16 protein-coding genes and 1 tRNA gene are annotated in these 15,647 nt (G+C 67.6%); 6 read left to right on the top strand and 11 right to left on the bottom strand.

Annotation, left to right across the window (positions count from 1 at the left end; all coding sequences use genetic code 11):
- On the bottom strand, positions 1–676 hold a 676-nt coding region (locus E3O67_RS03895; protein ID WP_135101913.1), incomplete at its 3' end, for a DUF222 domain-containing protein.
- A 408-nt stretch (positions 677–1,084) separates the two neighbouring features.
- Here E3O67_RS03895 and E3O67_RS03890 point away from each other — a divergent pair.
- Together E3O67_RS03890 and E3O67_RS03880 are read left to right on the top strand one after the other, a co-directional pair.
- Positions 1,085–2,605: an alkaline phosphatase gene (locus E3O67_RS03890; protein WP_135101911.1), complete on the top strand. Its 1,521-nt coding sequence runs from the start codon at positions 1,085–1,087 to the stop codon at positions 2,603–2,605.
- 47 nt (positions 2,606–2,652) lie between these two features.
- The gene (locus tag E3O67_RS03880) at positions 2,653–3,189 is read left to right on the top strand and encodes a hypothetical protein (protein ID WP_167726451.1); all 537 of its coding nucleotides are present in this window, start codon (positions 2,653–2,655) and stop codon (positions 3,187–3,189) included.
- A gap of 36 nt (positions 3,190–3,225) precedes the next feature.
- On the opposite strand, the gene E3O67_RS03875 is transcribed toward E3O67_RS03880, so the two are convergent.
- Both E3O67_RS03875 and E3O67_RS03870 read right to left on the bottom strand, forming a co-directional pair.
- Complete coding sequence (locus E3O67_RS03875; RefSeq protein ID WP_135101905.1) at positions 3,226–4,788, bottom strand: carboxylesterase/lipase family protein; 1,563 nt, start codon at positions 4,786–4,788, stop codon at positions 3,226–3,228.
- 30 nt (positions 4,789–4,818) lie between these two features.
- Positions 4,819–5,553: a flavodoxin family protein gene (locus E3O67_RS03870; protein WP_134430732.1), complete on the bottom strand. Its 735-nt coding sequence runs from the start codon at positions 5,551–5,553 to the stop codon at positions 4,819–4,821.
- Positions 5,554–5,578: 25 nt separating this feature from the next.
- Between E3O67_RS03870 and E3O67_RS03865 the strand changes: the two genes are divergently transcribed.
- Both E3O67_RS03865 and E3O67_RS03860 read left to right on the top strand, forming a co-directional pair.
- The gene (locus E3O67_RS03865; RefSeq protein ID WP_134430860.1) at positions 5,579–6,997 is read left to right on the top strand and encodes an MFS transporter; all 1,419 of its coding nucleotides are present in this window, start codon (positions 5,579–5,581) and stop codon (positions 6,995–6,997) included.
- A 49-nt stretch (positions 6,998–7,046) separates the two neighbouring features.
- Positions 7,047–7,119, top strand: a tRNA-Arg gene (locus E3O67_RS03860).
- A 414-nt stretch (positions 7,120–7,533) separates the two neighbouring features.
- Here the strand turns inward: E3O67_RS03860 and E3O67_RS03855 are convergent.
- The 4 genes from E3O67_RS03855 to upp all read right to left on the bottom strand — a co-directional run bounded on the left by E3O67_RS03855 (position 7,534) and on the right by upp (position 10,467).
- A complete protein-coding gene (locus tag E3O67_RS03855; RefSeq protein WP_134430735.1) occupies positions 7,534–7,725 on the bottom strand; it encodes a DUF1918 domain-containing protein in 192 nt (63 codons plus the stop codon).
- 86 nt (positions 7,726–7,811) lie between these two features.
- Positions 7,812–8,261 (bottom strand): MarR family winged helix-turn-helix transcriptional regulator, encoded by a 450-nt coding sequence (locus E3O67_RS03850; protein WP_134430738.1) that lies wholly within the window; start codon positions 8,259–8,261, stop codon positions 7,812–7,814.
- Positions 8,262–8,609: 348 nt separating this feature from the next.
- The gene (locus E3O67_RS03845; protein ID WP_135101903.1) at positions 8,610–9,314 is read right to left on the bottom strand and encodes a winged helix-turn-helix domain-containing protein; all 705 of its coding nucleotides are present in this window, start codon (positions 9,312–9,314) and stop codon (positions 8,610–8,612) included.
- A gap of 520 nt (positions 9,315–9,834) precedes the next feature.
- Positions 9,835–10,467, bottom strand: coding sequence for a uracil phosphoribosyltransferase (gene upp / locus E3O67_RS03840; protein ID WP_134430744.1), 633 nt, complete (start codon positions 10,465–10,467; stop codon positions 9,835–9,837).
- Between the two features lie 34 nt (positions 10,468–10,501).
- On the opposite strand from upp, the gene tadA reads away from it, so the two are divergent.
- The gene (tadA, locus tag E3O67_RS03835) at positions 10,502–10,981 is read left to right on the top strand and encodes a tRNA adenosine(34) deaminase TadA (RefSeq protein WP_198417194.1); all 480 of its coding nucleotides are present in this window, start codon (positions 10,502–10,504) and stop codon (positions 10,979–10,981) included.
- Here tadA and E3O67_RS03830 read toward each other — a convergent pair.
- Together E3O67_RS03830 and E3O67_RS03825 are read right to left on the bottom strand one after the other, a co-directional pair.
- Complete coding sequence (locus tag E3O67_RS03830) at positions 10,938–11,651, bottom strand: glutamine amidotransferase (protein WP_135101901.1); 714 nt, start codon at positions 11,649–11,651, stop codon at positions 10,938–10,940. The two genes, tadA and E3O67_RS03830, sit on opposite strands and share 44 nt — an antisense overlap.
- Positions 11,648–12,610, bottom strand: coding sequence for a cation diffusion facilitator family transporter (locus tag E3O67_RS03825; RefSeq protein WP_134430750.1), 963 nt, complete (start codon positions 12,608–12,610; stop codon positions 11,648–11,650). Before E3O67_RS03825 ends, E3O67_RS03830 begins: the two co-directional genes overlap by 4 nt.
- A 63-nt stretch (positions 12,611–12,673) precedes the next feature.
- On the opposite strand from E3O67_RS03825, the gene proC reads away from it, so the two are divergent.
- On the top strand, positions 12,674–13,522 hold the full coding sequence (gene proC / locus E3O67_RS03820) for a pyrroline-5-carboxylate reductase (protein WP_135101898.1): 849 nt from the start codon (positions 12,674–12,676) through the stop codon (positions 13,520–13,522).
- Between the two features lie 17 nt (positions 13,523–13,539).
- Here the strand turns inward: proC and E3O67_RS03815 are convergent, their stop codons facing one another.
- Both E3O67_RS03815 and E3O67_RS03810 read right to left on the bottom strand, forming a co-directional pair.
- Positions 13,540–14,211, bottom strand: coding sequence for a TrkA family potassium uptake protein (locus E3O67_RS03815; protein ID WP_134430755.1), 672 nt, complete (start codon positions 14,209–14,211; stop codon positions 13,540–13,542).
- Entirely contained in the window at positions 14,204–15,634 is a 1,431-nt protein-coding gene (locus E3O67_RS03810; RefSeq protein WP_134430757.1) for a TrkH family potassium uptake protein, read from the bottom strand. The genes E3O67_RS03815 and E3O67_RS03810 overlap by 8 nt, the downstream gene beginning before the upstream one ends.
- Positions 15,635–15,647 lie beyond the last annotated feature (13 nt).

Below are 15,647 nucleotides of genomic sequence, written 5' to 3'. Positions count from 1 at the left end.
CCCGCACCAGATCCGCGGGGAACGCGAACCCCTCACCGGGGAGCCCGCTCGTTTCGTCGGTGATCGCACCCGTCGCACTGGCCACCAGGGCACGCTCCGCGGTGCCCAGGTCGTCCGGAGCGACCCGGGCGGCAACAGTGTCGAGGGCAGTGACGATGTGCTCGGCAGCGTCCACACCAAGCGAACCGGCGGTGAGGGCAGCCGCCACGGCCGGGTAATACGGCGGCAGCATGCTGGTGCCGGCCAGACGCAGGGTGACATTCTCGCCCAGGCGCACCCGCCGGTTCGCCTCCCGCGAGGAAACACGGGTCAGGCGGGTGATCAGGTCCGTTCCATTGGTCGCCCCGTTCTTGTACGCGAGGGACTCATTCCCGAGGATGCGCCGAGACCGCACCGCAATGTCGGCAGCGGATGCAACCCTGGCAGCATCGACCCTACGGCCGAGGTCTTCGACCGTGCCGAGCACCGCCATCGCCTCCGCCTCACTCAAAAGAGAGAAGGCGACCGAATCAAGCACGGACGCGGCCAGATCACGCGCCTGCTGCAGTCGCTGCACAAGGGGCAGCTGCACGAGGGGCTGTTGCACGAGGGGCAGCTGCACAAGGGGCTGTTGCACGTTGGAAGCCACCGCCTGCGGTGAGGTGGTGGGGTGGTGCGGAGTGGGGGCTCCTGCCATACCACTATAGTAAACGTGTTCTAATCTAGAGTCAAGACTTATAAAGATATATCGAACCTGATTTGTTCGCGGCGGGCCCGTGGGCCGGGGCGACCAGGTCCATCCGTCGCCGTGCGAGACAAAGTCCCGAGCCCCTAACGAATTCGACGGAGATTTTACCGATATGGAACTGGAACGGATGTTTCGGGCCGATTTTGAGCAAAGTCTCCGTCGAATTCGTTCGGCCGGGAGCGGGCGCGGCAGTGGCGGGGCGGGCGGCGCGCCGGGGTTCGGCACGCGCGGCCACCGAACCGAGCCGCCAGACGGGGTGTTCACCCGGCGGCCATTCGGGGGGCACTCGAGACTCCGAAGGTCCGAGGGTGGCAACAGAAGCTGTCACTCTCGTTGTCCCCACTTCAGGAGAACCGCATGCGACGTCCACGCTCGGCGCTGGCCGCCACCACCCTGGTGGTGGCTCTCGCGGCCACCGCCACCCTCACCGGCCTGGTCGGGACCTCCCTCTCGGCCTCCGCTGACGACGACGAGGGCCGGGCGAAGAACGTCATCTACTTGCTCGGGGACGGCATGGTGCGCACTCACGTCACCGCCGCCCGGGAGCGCTTCTACGGGTCGGACGGGAAGCTGTCGATGGAGACTCTGGCGGCGCAGGGCTATGTGAGCACCTATGCGGTGGAGAAACTCTCCGGCCAGCCCGATTTCCGCCCCAACCCCGTCACGGACTCCGCCTCGGCCGCGACCGCGGGGGCCTTCGGCGTCAAGACCTACAACGCGGCCCTCGGCGTCGATGCCAAAGGTGCCATCGTGCCCACGATGATGGAACTCGCCAAGAAGGCCGGCTACCGCACGGGCAATGTGTCCACCGCGGAGATCACCGACGCCACCCCGGCCGGCCAGATGAGTCACGTACTCGCCAGGGGCTGCCAGGGGCCGGTCTATTCGGATGCGGCCTGCCAGGACCTCGCGGTGACCGGTGCGGCCCTGCCCACGAACGACGTGCGGGTGACCCCCGTCGCCGACCAGATCGCCCGCAACGGCACGGCCGATGTGATCCTCGGCGGTGGCCTCGGCCGCTTCGATGCCGACGATGAGGCCGCGCTGACCGCACAGGGCTGCTCGGTGCTCGGTTCGATCGCCAACCAGACGACGGCCACGAAGGCCGACCTTGCCGCCGCCACCGGCCAGAAGGTCTTCGGGCTGTTCAACCGTGGCATCCTCACCGTCGAGAAGTCCAAACGGGACAACCCTTCGTCGGTTCAGGCGCAGGAGCCGAGCCTGCCGGAGATGACGAGCAAGGCCATCGAACTGCTCAGCCAGACGAAGACCAGAGGCGAGAAGACCGAGAAGACTCACAAGAGCGACAAGGGCTTCTGCCTGCAGATCGAAGGCGCCCTGATCGACAAGCGCTCCCACGCCAACGACGCGGCGCAGACCCTCGACGAGATCAAGGCCTTCGACGATACCGTCGCGATCGCACAGGAATTCGCCCAGCGCGACGGCAACACTCTGGTCATCGTCACGCCTGACCACGAATGCGCCGGGTTCAACATCAGAGAAAAGGGCACCTTCACCAACGCCGAGGCAGCGACACCCCCGGCCAATGTCGACGGTGGCAACACCGCCAACAACTCGACGCCGACCCGGCCGAGCAACGCGCGCGATTCGGCGCGATCCACCGGCATCGTCAACGGCACCGGCGCGGCCGACGCCAAGAACTTCGGCCCCGCCACCTTCCGCATCCCCACCGACGCGGCCGGTGTCACCGACGGATCCCCGGAGGCGGGCCTGTGGTTGAGTTACCTCCCCGGCAACCACACGGGTGCGGATGTCCCGATCTACGCGTCCGGTCCCGGCTCCGACCAACTGGAGGGCACCACTGACAACATCGCCCTGTTCGGCATCGTCGGACACGCCCCGCGCGTCATCCGCTAGCCGATTCCGCACCACGCGCCAGACCGACCGCCCGACGGGAGAATCGAATGACACTCAGATCACCTCGGCTTGCCGCACTGGTCTTCCTCGTGGGGCTGGTCGCCGGACTGGCCACGGTCGCCCTGGCCGTCGTCAACCCGGCCGCCACGGATGCGGCGCCGGTCGCCGTGACGCCGCAGGCGTCCTTCGCGGGGCTCACCGCGGCGACGGGCGAACCGGAACTCGCCGGCATTGCCCAGGCCCAACCGAGCCCCGGTGAGATCGTGCGGGCGGCCGGACCGTTCGATGACCGGTTCTCCCTCGAAGACCTGGCCTTCGATGGCGCCGCCGTCACCGGGGGCGTGCTGGTCACCAGTGATGTGAGCGAGGTGCTCGACCGGCAGGTTCTCGCGGGCTTCTACGACCAGCAGGGGATGCTGCTCGGCTCCGATCGTTTCGTGTACCACCTCGCGACGACCATCGCGTCGTCCGGCCATGCGGCAGCCCCGGACGAACGGGTGACCTTCCGGATCGAGGTCCCGGCCCCGCTGGCCGGGCAGGCGGCCTCGGTGGCCCTCGGCGTTCCCGTGCTCGTGAACGAGTAGCCGCACCGCACCGCCCTCCCCGGCCGGCGCCCCCGACTAGAAGTTCGGTAGGAACTCCTGCCAGACGGCGCGCCGCTCCCCGCGGGGATCAGACTCGATGCGATCGGTCTCGTCGATGATCAGAGTCAGCCGATCGGACTCCGTGTAGGTCGGCCAGCTGTCGTCGGGCCGGCCGGTGCAGGCGAAGCGCAGCCAGTGCAGCCGCATCCGTTCGCCCGCGTTGATGAAGAGTTCGCGCCCACCGAGCAGGCTCATTGCGCGGGCCGTGGGGCCGTCGACGTGGTCGAACAGGGCGAACAGCTCGATGCCGTGGGTGGCGCCGATGCCCAGCATGTGCATGAGCCGCGGCGCCAGGTCGAACCGGTACGCGTAGACCGGTGCGGCCCGGGAATGGAAGTCGCCGATCTGCAGGCTCGGATACCAGAACACGAAATCCCCGCCGAAGTCCGATGACGACCGTTTCGCCGGGAGGGTGGCGTAGACCGTGCGCATCGCATCGTGCGAGCTCACCGGGGCGTGGTCGAAGATCGCCGCGATGCGCATCGGCGACTTCGGCAGGATGTCCACCCGTCCTCGGAACAACGACCCCTCCCGCTCGTTGGTGCCGATGATCAGCGGCACCCGGTGCGCGGTCCCGTGCCGGAAGGCGTCGAGCGGCCGCTCGGGCAGGAAATCTCCGTCGATCACCGGGATCAGACAGAAGGTGCCCGGGTTGGCATCCGGCGTGCGCGCCTGCAACGCCACGGACGCCCGGGTCAGGTCGGCCACCGCGCCGCTGGTCAGCAGGTCGTTGGGCGACAGGGCTGAGGCGTCCGGCCGCTGGGAGCGCAGCTCCGCCACGAATTCGGCGGCCCAGCCGTCGGTCAGTAAGTGCGAGAACGACGCGCTGGTCGGGGGACTCTGCGCGATGGCGCGGGTGAACAGCCCCTCGGCGGCAGGCGTCGCCATCAGGTGGAGCACCGCGTTGGCGCCGGCGGATTCCCCGAAGACGGTCACATTGTGGGGGTTGCCCCCGAAGGCACGGATGTTCTCGTGCACCCACCGGAGGGCTGCGACCTGGTCGCGCAGCCCAAGATTGCTCTCGAGGGGCCGCTCCGGTGTCGAATACCGGGAGAAGTCGAGGTAGCCGAGGGCACCCAGCCGGTAGTTGAAACTGACGTAGACCACCCGGCCGGTGCGCACGAAGCTCTCTCCGCGGCCGGTGAAATCCTGCGAGGAGCCCACACTGTAGCCGCCGCCGTGGATGAAAACCATCACCGGGCGTCCCAGCCGTTTGCGCGTCGCCGTCGCCGGCCGTAGCACGTTGACGCTCAGGCAGTCCTCACCGGCCGGCACGCGCGGCCGGGCACCCTTGAACTGGCTTTTGTAGGGCTGCGGGGCCACCCGGCCGAACCGGGAGGCGTCCCGAACGCCCTCCCACGGCACGACCGGCTGCGGGGCCCGGAACCGCAGGTCGCCCACGGGCGGCGCGGCGTAGGGGATGCCGCGCCAGGCCAGGATCCGTTCGGCATCCACCCCGCGTACGATCCCGCCTGTGACCCGCACGTCCAACCGGCTCCGCGGAGAGGTCGGCACCACCTCGGGCAGGGTCACGGTCATGGTGTCCTCACTTCCGGCGCGTGGGCGCCGCTACCGGTACTCCGGATTCGGCTGGAATCCGGACCGCTCGCCCTGGTCCCACGCCCCGAGGAGGTTCCCGTACGCAGGGATGCCGCCGTTGGCCTTCAGGATCGCGGCCAGGTGCATCAGGTTCCAGGTCATGAAGGTGAGGTTGCGGTTGGTGAACTCGCTCTCCGGCCCGCCGGAGCCCGGGTCCAGGTAGCTCGGCCCTGGCCCGATGGCACCGATCCAGCCGGCGTCCGCCGCCGGGGGGATCGTGAAGCCGATGTGCTGCAGGCTGTAGAGCACGTTCGACGCGCAGTGCTTCACGCCGTCTTCGTTGCCGGTGATCACGGCCCCGCCCACCTTGCCGTAGTAGACGTACTGACCCTTGTCGTTCAGCTCCCCCGACATGGCATAGAGCCGTTCGATCACCCGCTTGGTGACAGAGCCGTTGTCGCCGAGCCAGATCGGACCGCCGATCACGACGATGTCGGAGGTGCGCACCTTGTCGAACAACGCGGGCCAGGCATCCGTCGCCCAGCCGTGTTCGGTCATGTCGGGGTAGACGCCCGAGGCGATGTCGTGGTCGATGGCCCGGATGTTCTCGACGTGGACGCCCTGCTCGTGCATCAGGTTGATGCTGAGGTTCATCAGGCCCTGTGTGTGGCTGATTTCGGGGCTTCGTTTAAGGGTGCAATTGATGAACAGGGCCCGAAGGCCGGCGTATTCGAAGGATGCCTGGGTGTTGCGGGTCGCGGTCATGGCGTCAGTTTTGCACCGGCCCCAGATGCCGGCTAGGGCCTCGGATCTGGCCTCGATCGGGTTAACTGGGAGAGTGATCACCCGAGAGCGCCGAGTTCTGATCGTGGCCATTCTGGCGTCGTTCGTGGCCTTCCTGGACGGCTCCATCGTCACGGTGGCGCTGCCGGCGATCTCGCGGGAACTCGGCGGCGGTCTCGTGCTGCAGCAGTGGGTGGTCGACGGCTATCTGCTCTCGCTGGGTGCCCTGATCCTCGTGGCCGGGTCTCTCTCGGACACGTTCGGCCGGGTGCGGGTGCTCCGGATCGGGCTGGTCTGGTTCGGTATCACGTCGCTGGCCTGCATGGTGGCACCCTGGGGGAGCGCGCTCGTGCTCGCCCGGGTGCTGCAGGGCGTGGCGGCGGCACTGCTGGTGCCGAGCTCCCTGGCGTTGATCACCTCCACCTTCTCGGGGGCGGCACAGGGCCGGGCGATCGGTGCCTGGACGGGCTGGACGGGGATCGCAGGAATCATGGGCCCGGTGCTCGGCGGCATCCTGGTGGACACGGCGAGCTGGCGGCTCCTCTTCGGGATGAACGTGATCCCGATCGCGATCACCCTGGTGCTGCTGGCCGGCCTGGACGAGCCCGTGCGCACCCGCCCGGTGGCCCCCGTTGACGTGTGGGGCGCCGGCCTGGCCGCGATCGGGCTCGGCGGGCCGGTTTTCGCCCTGATCGAGCAGGGTCGGCTGGGCTGGGCAAGCCCGGTCGTGTTCGTGCCCTTCGTCGTGGGGCTGCTGGCCTTCGCGGGGTTCCTCTGGTGGGAGGCGCGCGCGCCGCATCCGATGATGCCCCTCGGCCTGTTCACGAACCGCAACTTCGGGGTGGGTAACCTCGCCACGGTCGGCGTCTACGCGGCCCTCAACCTCGGCTTCTTCGTCTTCACGCTCTACCTGCAGCAGGTCGGCGGCTTCTCGGCGACCGCAGCCGGATTCGCGGGGATCCCGGCGACCGTCATGCTTCTGCTCTTCGCGACCCTGTTCGGCACTCTGGCCGGCCGCTACGGCCCACGGATGTTCATGGCCGTCGGCCCGGTCGTCGCGGGGCTCGGTTTCCTGCTGTTGCTCGCGGCGGTGCCGCCGATCGACCTCTGGGCTCAGGTCGTACCGGCCATCGTGGTGGTCGGCCTCGGCCTGGCCATCACCGTGGCTCCGCTGACCTCCGCCGTGCTGGGCTCGATCCCTTCCGAGCAGGCCGGGATCGGGTCGGCCGTCAACAACGCCGTAGCCCGGGTGGCCGGGCTGATTGCGGTGGCCCTGGCCGGAACGATCATCGGCGGCACGCTCGACGTGACCGGATTCCAGCGCGTGATGGTGGTCGTGGCGGTCCTGATGTTCGCCGGCGGGGCCGTCTCCTGGCTCGGAATCCGCACCCCCGCCGGCCTTGCCGCACCGGAGCCCCCCGAATAGCTGTTATAGTTTTCAAGTTGTCATAGAGCGCTTAGTTCGGTGGCAGCCTGCGCTCGTAGCTCAACGGATAGAGCATCTGACTACGGATCAGAAGGTTGGGGGTTCGAATCCCTTCGGGCGCACAGGTGAAAAACCCCCGCAATCGTCACGATTGCGGGGGTTTTGTGATAGGTCCACGCTGACCGGGAAGTACTGACCGGGGGCCTGTCGCCAGAGTCTCTGACGGACCTGGCTCTAGCGGACCGCCAGGATCTTTCGCGGCTGGTGTGCCGACTCGCGGCGCACGTTGGTGCGATCGCAGCCGGAACAGGTCAGCACGTAGACCGGGAGGGTGAGGTGCTCGGCGTGAGCCGGGTTCGGCGTGAGGCGAGCTGCGGAATGACAAAAGGGACACGTGATTCTCATGGCTGAGGCTCCTGTTCTCGTACCCGCCACGATCTGCAACGCGTTACTCGAAGTTAACTCAGGTCGCATCCGGGCAGTACCCCCTTGACTTGGGGGACGGGCCTGTGCTTCCCTGCGCGGCTCCCTGGTGCCTACTTGGCCGCGATGTGCTCGACCATGAAGTCGGTACCGGGGAACACGACGCTTTCGTGGCCCTCGCTGAACCGCACGAGATAGGGCGGTTCGCCGTTCGGTCCGCGAACCTCCATGATCTCGCCGTGCCGGTCCGGTGCCTCCACCGTCTTCCCTCGAATGATGATCCGGTCTCCCTGCGCTGCATGCATGGGAATCACCTCCTCGCGCTCACCGTACGCCTGACCGTTCGGCCTGCACAGGGGACGCAGGGGCGGGCGGATGAGGATGGCGCGCGTCAGTCCTCACAGCGCAGGCGATCGCAGAGGGCGGTGAGATCCGTGAGCTCGTCGGTGCTGAGCTTGTCGCCGATGCGGTCGGTGATGGTGCCCATATGCTGCAGTGCGACCCGTCGGAACAGGTCGTAACCGGCATCCGTCAGTTCGATCAGGGCGCCGCGGCCATCGGTGGGGTCGGTGTGCTTCTGCACATAGCCCCGAACGGCCAGTCGATCGACCAGGCGGCTCACGCTCGGCTGGGTGAGCAACACGTGTCGGTTCAGGTCCCGGAGCCGCAGGCGCCGCTCAGGGGCCCGGGACAGGTTGAACATCACGTCGTACTCGTTGAACGAGATCTGATGAGTCGGGAAATCGGCGGCGAGGCTACGCATGATGGCGACCTGCGCGCGAAACAGCGACTCCCAGGCGGCCACTGCCACGGCTCGATCGGTCACGCTTCCTCCACACATCCTTGATCTTCAAGAATAGGGACTCCGCCCCGTGCCGCCTCATTCGCTCGTGGCGAATTGGCAGAAAAATAACGAACAGATAACTAGCGCTTCGTTACGCGTTCGTTATATATTCGGAGTGCGTCAACCGTTTGCTGTGGCGGAAGGCGCGAAATGTGATTGCAGGACACTCTTGGTGCAAGGGAGGAGGGCCGGTCGTAGCTACTACGACCGGCCCTCTGTCATGCCCGGGCCCCCGGCCCGAGCGAATTCGACGGAGATTGTGGTGAAAATGCACCAGAATCACTCGAAAACCCGCTGAGGAGAGAGAATCTCCGTCGAATTGGTTCGACGGAGATGCGACGCTGTCTAGAAGACGTCCGGGCTGGGTGTGCTCGACTGGCGGATCGACACGTCGGCGTGCCGGTCGAAGCGATAGCCGACGCCGCGCACGGTGCGCACGATGTCTTCGTAGCGGCCGAGCTTGGCGCGCAGGCGGCGCACGTGGACGTCGATGGTGCGCTCGTTCGGGGCCTCCTCTTCGTCGGAGGCGTTCCACAGCTTGGCGATCAGTTCCGCGCGCTCGATGGTGCGGCCTTCCCGCAGCACGAGGTACTGCAGCAGTTCGAATTCCTTATAGGTCAGCGCCGCGGTCTCGCCATCGAGGATGACGCGCTTGCGGGAGATGTCCACCACAACGCCGCCGGGTGCGCGGTCCGGGTTCTCCGCCACGGTGCGGTGCCGGGCCAGCGCGGTCGGGTCCTGCAGGGCGAGACGAACGACGTCGACGTCGCGGCCTCCGGCTCCGGCGGGGGCCAGTGCGACCGCGGCGTGGGTTTCCGCCGTCGGTGCGATGGTGCCGGTCAAGGTCTTGAGCGCCTCGACGATGCGGCTGAGGCTGGTGCCGGCCGCGGCGGCAGTGGCCTCGTCGATGCCGACGTAGAGTACGAAGCCGCGGGCCTGGGTGCCGTCGGGCACGGCGCGGATGCGGGGCGCTGCGGGGGTCGGGGCGGCCTGGCGTTCGAGGCGTGCGGCCTGAATCGAGCGGGCGGTGTCAATGTGGGCAAGCGACATGGGAGTGATCCTTGGCTGGGATGCTGCAGATGAACCCGCCGCCGACGGGCGGTTCCAGGTTCGTAGAAGTTCGGCCGGTGAGAGGCCTGGAGGAAGTCGGAGTGACTTACGGAGTTCGACCGGCCGGCCGCGGGACGTCAGCGGGGCGGGATCTCGACGATGTGGTCGCTAGGTCAGCGGGACATTCGGCAACACGCGGAGCAGCTGCCGGGCATCATCATGCCGGCAGTCCCGGGGGCCTCGAAGGAGGTCTGGGGGCGTGCGCTCGTTGTCATAGTTGCGAGTAAAGCCCACTGTTACGGCGTGTGTCAATTCTGTGACCACGGATGACGCGGTGTGACGCGCATCACGTTCGGTGACTCTGCGGCGGATCGGAGGATCCGCCGCAGATCACGGAATCGTGAAAGATTGCATGATGAAACTTGACTTGATCAAAGATTCTTGAATTTGTTCGGCTCGGGCGCCCGGCGGGTCGCAGGACCTGCGGGCCTCACCGTCCGGCGGGGAGCGCTCGGCCGGGCTAGACCAGACCGTAGAGGCGGTCGCCGGCGTCGCCGAGACCGGGCACGATGTAGCCGTGCTCGTCGAGCCTGTCGTCGACGGCGCCGAGAACGATGGTCACTTCGCGGCCCTCGAGCGCCTTCTCGACCGCGGCGAGACCCTCGGGCGCGGCGAGGATGCAGATCGCCGTGACGTCGACGGCGCCGCGGTCGAAGAGGAACTGGATGGCGGCGATCAGCGATCCGCCCGTGGCCAGCATCGGGTCGAGCACGAAGCACTGGCGGTCGGAGAGGTCGTCGGGCAGACGCTCGGCGTAGGTGGTGGGTTTGAGGGTCTCCTCGTTGCGGGCCATGCCGAGGAAACCAACCTCTGCGGTCGGCAGAAGTTTGACCATGCCCTCGAGCATGCCGAGGCCGGCGCGGAGGATGGGCACGACGAGCGGCTTGGGGCTGCTGATCTGCACGCCGCGGGCCTCGGAGACCGGGGTCTGCACGGTCACTTCCTCGACTCGCACGCCGCGGGTCCCCTCGTAGGCAAGAAGGGTCATCAGCTCTTCGACGAGGGATCGGAAGATCGGGGACGGGGTGTTCTTGTCCCGGAGAACCGTGAGTTTGTGGGTGATCAGGGGGTGGTCGGCTACGTGGACTCGCATAGGCTCAATCTACTAGTCGGGGAAGGGAACTGAGATGGGCGAGGTCGATCGCCGGCACAGCGAATGGATGCGGTTCGCGCTCATCGAGGCGCGCGCCGCCCTTGCAACGGGGGATGTGCCCGTTGGTGCGGTGGTGCTGGACCCCGCCGGGCAGGTGATCGGCCGTGGACGCAACGAGCGCGAAGCGCTGCAGGATCCCACCGGCCACGCCGAGATCGTCGCCATCCGTCAGGCTGCCGAGTCCCTGGGGGACTGGCATCTGACCGGCTGTACCCTTGTGGTCACGCTGGAGCCCTGCGTGATGTGCGCGGGCGCGATCCTGGCCGCGCGGGTGCCCGTCGTGGTCTTCGGCGCATGGGACGAGAAGGCCGGCGCCGCCGGCTCCGTCTACGACGTGCTGAGGGACCGCCGGCTCAATCACCGCGCCGAGGTCTACGCCGAGGTCGACGCCGACGAGTGCGGGGAACTGCTCACGGCGTTCTTCGCGGATCCAGCCCGTCGAGCCATTCGCTGAACATCGCCCGGGACGCGCTCTGCATGCCCTTGGAGTAGCGGTCGCGGTCACGACGCAGGTCGCCCGGGTCGAAGCCTTCGGCGGCCACCTCCGCCTCCGAGGCAGCCAGCCAGACCTCGTGCATCTCCGCGGTGACCTCCGGGTGGAACTGCACGGCCAGCGCCCAGTTGTCGATCCCGAAGGCCTCATTGCCGTACTGGGGCGAGCCGGCGAGCCGGGTCACCCCGGAGGGCAGGTCGAAGGTGTCGCTGTGCCACTGAAAGAGGGGAATGCCGCTGATGTGCCGCAGCGGGGAGGCCGCCCCCGCCTCGGTAGGCTCCACGGATCGGTAGCCGATCTCGTTCGTCGGCCCGCGGTAGACGCGGGAGCCCAGGGCGGCGGCCATCAGCTGCGCACCCAGGCAGACGCCGAAGACGGGCCGGGCCGCGCCGAGCCGCTGCTCGAGCTGCTCGATCTCGGCGTGCAGCGCGGGGAACTCGTCGGCCTCGTAGACGCCCATCTCGCCGCCGAGCACGACCCAGAGGTCGGCGTCCCGCGGGTCGAGGGCGCGCACGTCCTCCCGCAGCGTGTCGACGTAGCGAATCGAGTAGCCGTGCTCCCTCAGCACCGGTTCGAGGTTGCCGAGGTGGATCGTGTCATCGTGTCGCAGCACGACCGCGGTGCGCGTCACTCGCTGCCCTTGATGACGATGGTGTCGGTGGGCGGTGCGCGACGGTTCGGGTCGAGGAACAGGTCCGGTTCGAGGTAGATGACGCGGGCCGCGGGCACGGCCTCACGGATGCGGGCTTCGACGGCGCCGATGCCCGTCGCCACATCGGAGAAGCGGCTGTCGGCCTCGAAGGCGATCTTGGCGGCGACGAGCAGTTCGTCCGGTCCGAGGTAGAGGGTCTTGAGGTGGATGATCTTGCGCGTCTCCGGGCCGGCCAGGATTGCGCGCTCGATGGCTGTGGCGTCGACCTTGCCGGCACCTTCGCCGACCAGCAAGCTCTTGGTCTCAACGCCGAGCACGACGGCGACCAGCACGAGCAGCAGGCCGATGAAGAGGGTGCCGACGGCGTCCCAGATGGGGTCGCCGGTGATGATGGTGAGGCCGACGCCGAGGAAGGCGAAGACCAGCCCGGTGAGTGCGGCGACGTCTTCGAGCAGTACCACGGGCAGTTCGGGCGCCTTCGCGTGCCGCACGAACTGCACCCAGCTCTGTTGGCCGCGCACGAGGTTCGATTCCCTGATGGCGGTGCGCAGTGAGAAGGATTCGAGGCCCATGGCGACCAGCAGCACCACGATGGGTAGCCACGGCACCTCGAGCGGGTGCGGGTCCTGCAGCTTCCGCACGCCCTCGTAGAGGGAGAACACGCCGCCGACGGAGAACAGGATGATCGACACCACGAATGCGTAGACGTAGCGTTCCCGGCCGTACCCGAACGGATGCTCCTTGTCGGCAGCCTGCCGGGCCTTGCGTCCGCCGACGAGTAGAAGCACCTGGTTGCCGGAGTCGGCTAGGGAGTGCACGCCCTCGGCGAGCATCGAGGAGGAACCGGAGAAGGCCCAGGCCACGAATTTCGTGATCGCGATCCCCAGATTGGCGAGAAGTGCCGCCACGATTGCCTTGTTTCCGCCCGAATTGCTCATGGGGCAATCCTAGATCGCGCATCGAACGGACCCCATGCAGGGGCCCGAAAGTAGACTCAACGGATGACTTCGACTGCCACCACCACACTTCCCACCATCGCCTTCCTCGGCGCCGGATCGATGGCCAGGGCCGTTCTGACCGGACTGCTGAACCCGAACGTGACCGTGGAGGGCGGCATCCGGGCGACCAACCGCTCCACCGCGAAGGCCGGGGAACTCGCGGGAATCCCGGGCGTGACCGCCTGGGCCACCGCCGACGAGCCGTTTGCGAACCTCAAGGCCATCGCCGGCGCTCGCATCGTGATCGTCGCCGTGAAGCCGGTCATGGTGCCCGACCTGCTGGCCGAGATCTCCGACAGCCTGGAACCCGGCACGCTCGTCATCAGTGTTGCCGCCGGCGTCACCATCGCCACGTTCGAGGGGTTGCTGCCCGAATCCGTGTCGGTCATCCGGTCGATGCCGAACACGCCGGCCCTCGTCGGCAAGGCCGTCACCGGGCTGAGTGCCGGCACGCGGTCCAGCGGCACCGACCTCGCGCTCGCGCAGTCCCTGTTCGGCACGGTCGGAGACGTCCTGGTGGTGCCGGAGGAGAAGCTCGATGCCCTCAGCACCATCTCGGGGTCAGGTCCCGCCTACGTCTTCTACCTGATCGAGCAGCTCACCGCCACGGCCATCGCCAAGGGCTTCACCCCGGAGGAGGCCGCCGTCATGGTGAACGGCACCTTCCTCGGTGCGACCACCCTGCTGGCGGCATCCGACCTGTCCCCGACAGAACTGCGCCGCCAGGTCACGAGCCCCAGCGGAACCACCGAGCGCGCCGTCTGGGAGCTCGAAAAGGGCGGTCTCAAGGAACTGTTCGACCGGGCGACGGATGCCGCACTCGCCCGCGCCCGCGAACTCGCCGGGAACTAGCCCGCGTTCAGTCCGTCCTAGAACTCGAGCGACGCGAACCGTTCGATGTCGGACTCCGTGCCGGAGACGATGATGAGGTCCTGGTCGGTGACGACAGTCTTCTCCGTGGCGTAGGTGAAGGGGCGGCCGGGGCTCTTCACGCCGACGACGGTGACGTTGTACTTGCGGCGCAGCCCGGATTCGGTCAGGTTCAGGCCCCGGATCGGTTTCGGCGGGATCATCTTGACCAGGGCGAAGTCGTCGTCGAACTCGATGAAGTCGAGCAGTCGTCCCGAGACGAGGTGGGCGAGGCGTTCGCCTGCCTCGGCCTCCGGGTAGACGACGTGGTTCACGCCGATCCGCTCGAGGATCGTGCCGTGCGACTTGGAGATCGCCTTCGCCCAGATCTGGGGGATTCCCAGGTCGACGAGGTTCGCCGCGATGAGCACACTGGCCTCGACGGACGAACCGACGGCGCAGACGGCGATCGAGAATTCCTGGGCGCCGATCTGGCGGAGCGCTTCGATGGAGGTGGCGTCGGCCTGCACCGCGTGGGTGACGCGTTCGGACCATTTCTGCACCAGGGCGGCGCTGTCGTCGACGGCGAGCACATCCCGGCCGAGCCGGTCGAGCTGCCCTGCGGTGGCCGCGCCGAAGCGGCCGAGGCCGATCACGAGCACCGGTGCGTCGTGTTTGAAGCGGTCAGCCAACGATGGGTCTCTCTTCCGGACGGGAGAACAGCTGCCTGCTCTGGCTCGCGGCGAGGGCGGCCGCGAGAGTCACTGTACCAATCCTGCCCATGAACATGGTCGCCGCCAGAACGTAGACTCCGGCGGGAGGCAGCTCGCCGGTCAGACCGGTCGACAGACCGCAGGTGGCGAACGCGGAGATCACATCGAAGAGCACGAGATCCAACGGCGCCTGGGAGATCTGCAGGATCAGGATGCTGGACACGGCCACGGTCGTCGCGCCCCACAGCACGACACTGACCGCGAGCCGCAGGATGTCGCCGGGGATCCGGCGGCCGAACGCCTCCATCTGGGTGCGTCCGCCGGCCTCGGCGAAGGCCGCCAGGAAGAGGATGGCCAGGGTCGTCACCTTGATGCCGCCCGCGGTGGAGGCGGAGCCGCCGCCGATGAACATCAGCATGTCCGTGGCGAGCAGGCTCGCACCGTTCAGGTCGCTGATGTTGAAGGTTGCGAAGCCGCCGGACCGGGTCATCACCGACAGGAAGAGAGATTGGAAGATCGCGTCGCCCGCGCTCAGGGACCCGAACGTCTTCGGGTTGTCAAACTCGAGCACGAGGTACAAGGCGACGCCGACAACGAGCAGTGCCATCGTCGTGAAGAGGGTCAGCTTCACGTGCAGCGACCAGCGCCGGGGGCTGCGCCACCCCCGGGCGAGGGTGTAGATCACCGGGAATCCCAGGCTGCCGAGGAACGCTCCCATCATCAGGGAGCTGAGGAACCAGTAGTCGCCGGCGAACGGGGTGAGGCCTCCGACGTTGGGGGAGAAGCCACTGTTGGTGAACGCCATGGCGGCGTAGTACACGCTCTGCCAGAGCGCCTCCCCGGTGGGTGTCCCGACCGCCAGGATCCGCGGGAAGATCAGAGCGGTCACCACCAACTCGATCACCAAGGCGCTGATCGCGACCGTCACGAGCAGATTTCCGACCTCGCCCAGGCGAATGGCCTGGCCCTCGTTGACGGGTCCGGCATGGATTCGGGAGGGGTTCGTGTCGCTGGCGGCCATCAGCCGGGCACGCAGGCCCAGGCGCCGGGAGATGACCATTCCCATCAGGGATGCGAGGGTCAACACTCCGACCCCGCCGATATTGACGCCGACCACCACCAGGACGTTTCCGAACGCCGACCAGTGCGTCGCCATGTCCACGGTCGCGAGGCCGGTCACGCAGATCACCGACACGGCGGTGAAGAGGGCGTCATGCAGCGGGGTCACGGTGCGGTCCACGGTGGAGATCGGCAGGGAGAACAGGAGCGTGAACACCATGACCAGTGCCGTGAAAACGAGGATGGCGAAGCGGGACGGCGAGCGCCGGACCAGACCGTCGACGGAGTCGCGGAGCCAGGCGTACCAACTGGTGGGACGCGGCGCGAAGGCGGAATCCGCCATCCGTGTGTGCACT

The sequence above is a fragment of the Cryobacterium sp. TMT3-29-2 genome (genome assembly GCF_004564305.1).
In the GTDB taxonomy this organism is placed as follows: Bacteria; Actinomycetota; Actinomycetes; order Actinomycetales; family Microbacteriaceae; genus Cryobacterium; species Cryobacterium sinapicolor.
Note: the sequence above shows the minus strand (reverse complement) of the source record. Positions and strands in the feature narration are given on the sequence as shown.

Bases quoted from the DNA above. Each gene is read 5' to 3' on its own strand.
- proC (WP_135101898.1), top strand. From the start codon at position 12,674: ATGACTTCGACTGCCACCACCACACTTCCCACCATCGCCTTCCTCGGC.
- E3O67_RS03880 (WP_167726451.1), top strand. From the start codon at position 2,653: ATGACACTCAGATCACCTCGGCTTGCCGCACTGGTCTTCCTCGTGGGG.
- E3O67_RS03825 (WP_134430750.1), bottom strand. From the start codon at position 12,610: ATGAGCAATTCGGGCGGAAACAAGGCAATCGTGGCGGCACTTCTCGCC.
- E3O67_RS03865 (WP_134430860.1), top strand. From the start codon at position 5,579: ATGCCGGCTAGGGCCTCGGATCTGGCCTCGATCGGGTTAACTGGGAGA.
- E3O67_RS03850 (WP_134430738.1), bottom strand. From the start codon at position 8,261: ATGTGTGGAGGAAGCGTGACCGATCGAGCCGTGGCAGTGGCCGCCTGG.
- tadA (WP_198417194.1), top strand. From the start codon at position 10,502: ATGGGCGAGGTCGATCGCCGGCACAGCGAATGGATGCGGTTCGCGCTC.
- E3O67_RS03855 (WP_134430735.1), bottom strand. From the start codon at position 7,725: ATGCATGCAGCGCAGGGAGACCGGATCATCATTCGAGGGAAGACGGTG.
- E3O67_RS03810 (WP_134430757.1), bottom strand. From the start codon at position 15,634: ATGGCGGATTCCGCCTTCGCGCCGCGTCCCACCAGTTGGTACGCCTGG.
- E3O67_RS03845 (WP_135101903.1), bottom strand. From the start codon at position 9,314: ATGTCGCTTGCCCACATTGACACCGCCCGCTCGATTCAGGCCGCACGC.
- E3O67_RS03890 (WP_135101911.1), top strand. From the start codon at position 1,085: ATGCGACGTCCACGCTCGGCGCTGGCCGCCACCACCCTGGTGGTGGCT.
- upp (WP_134430744.1), bottom strand. From the start codon at position 10,467: ATGCGAGTCCACGTAGCCGACCACCCCCTGATCACCCACAAACTCACG.
- E3O67_RS03870 (WP_134430732.1), bottom strand. From the start codon at position 5,553: ATGACCGCGACCCGCAACACCCAGGCATCCTTCGAATACGCCGGCCTT.
- E3O67_RS03875 (WP_135101905.1), bottom strand. From the start codon at position 4,788: ATGACCGTGACCCTGCCCGAGGTGGTGCCGACCTCTCCGCGGAGCCGG.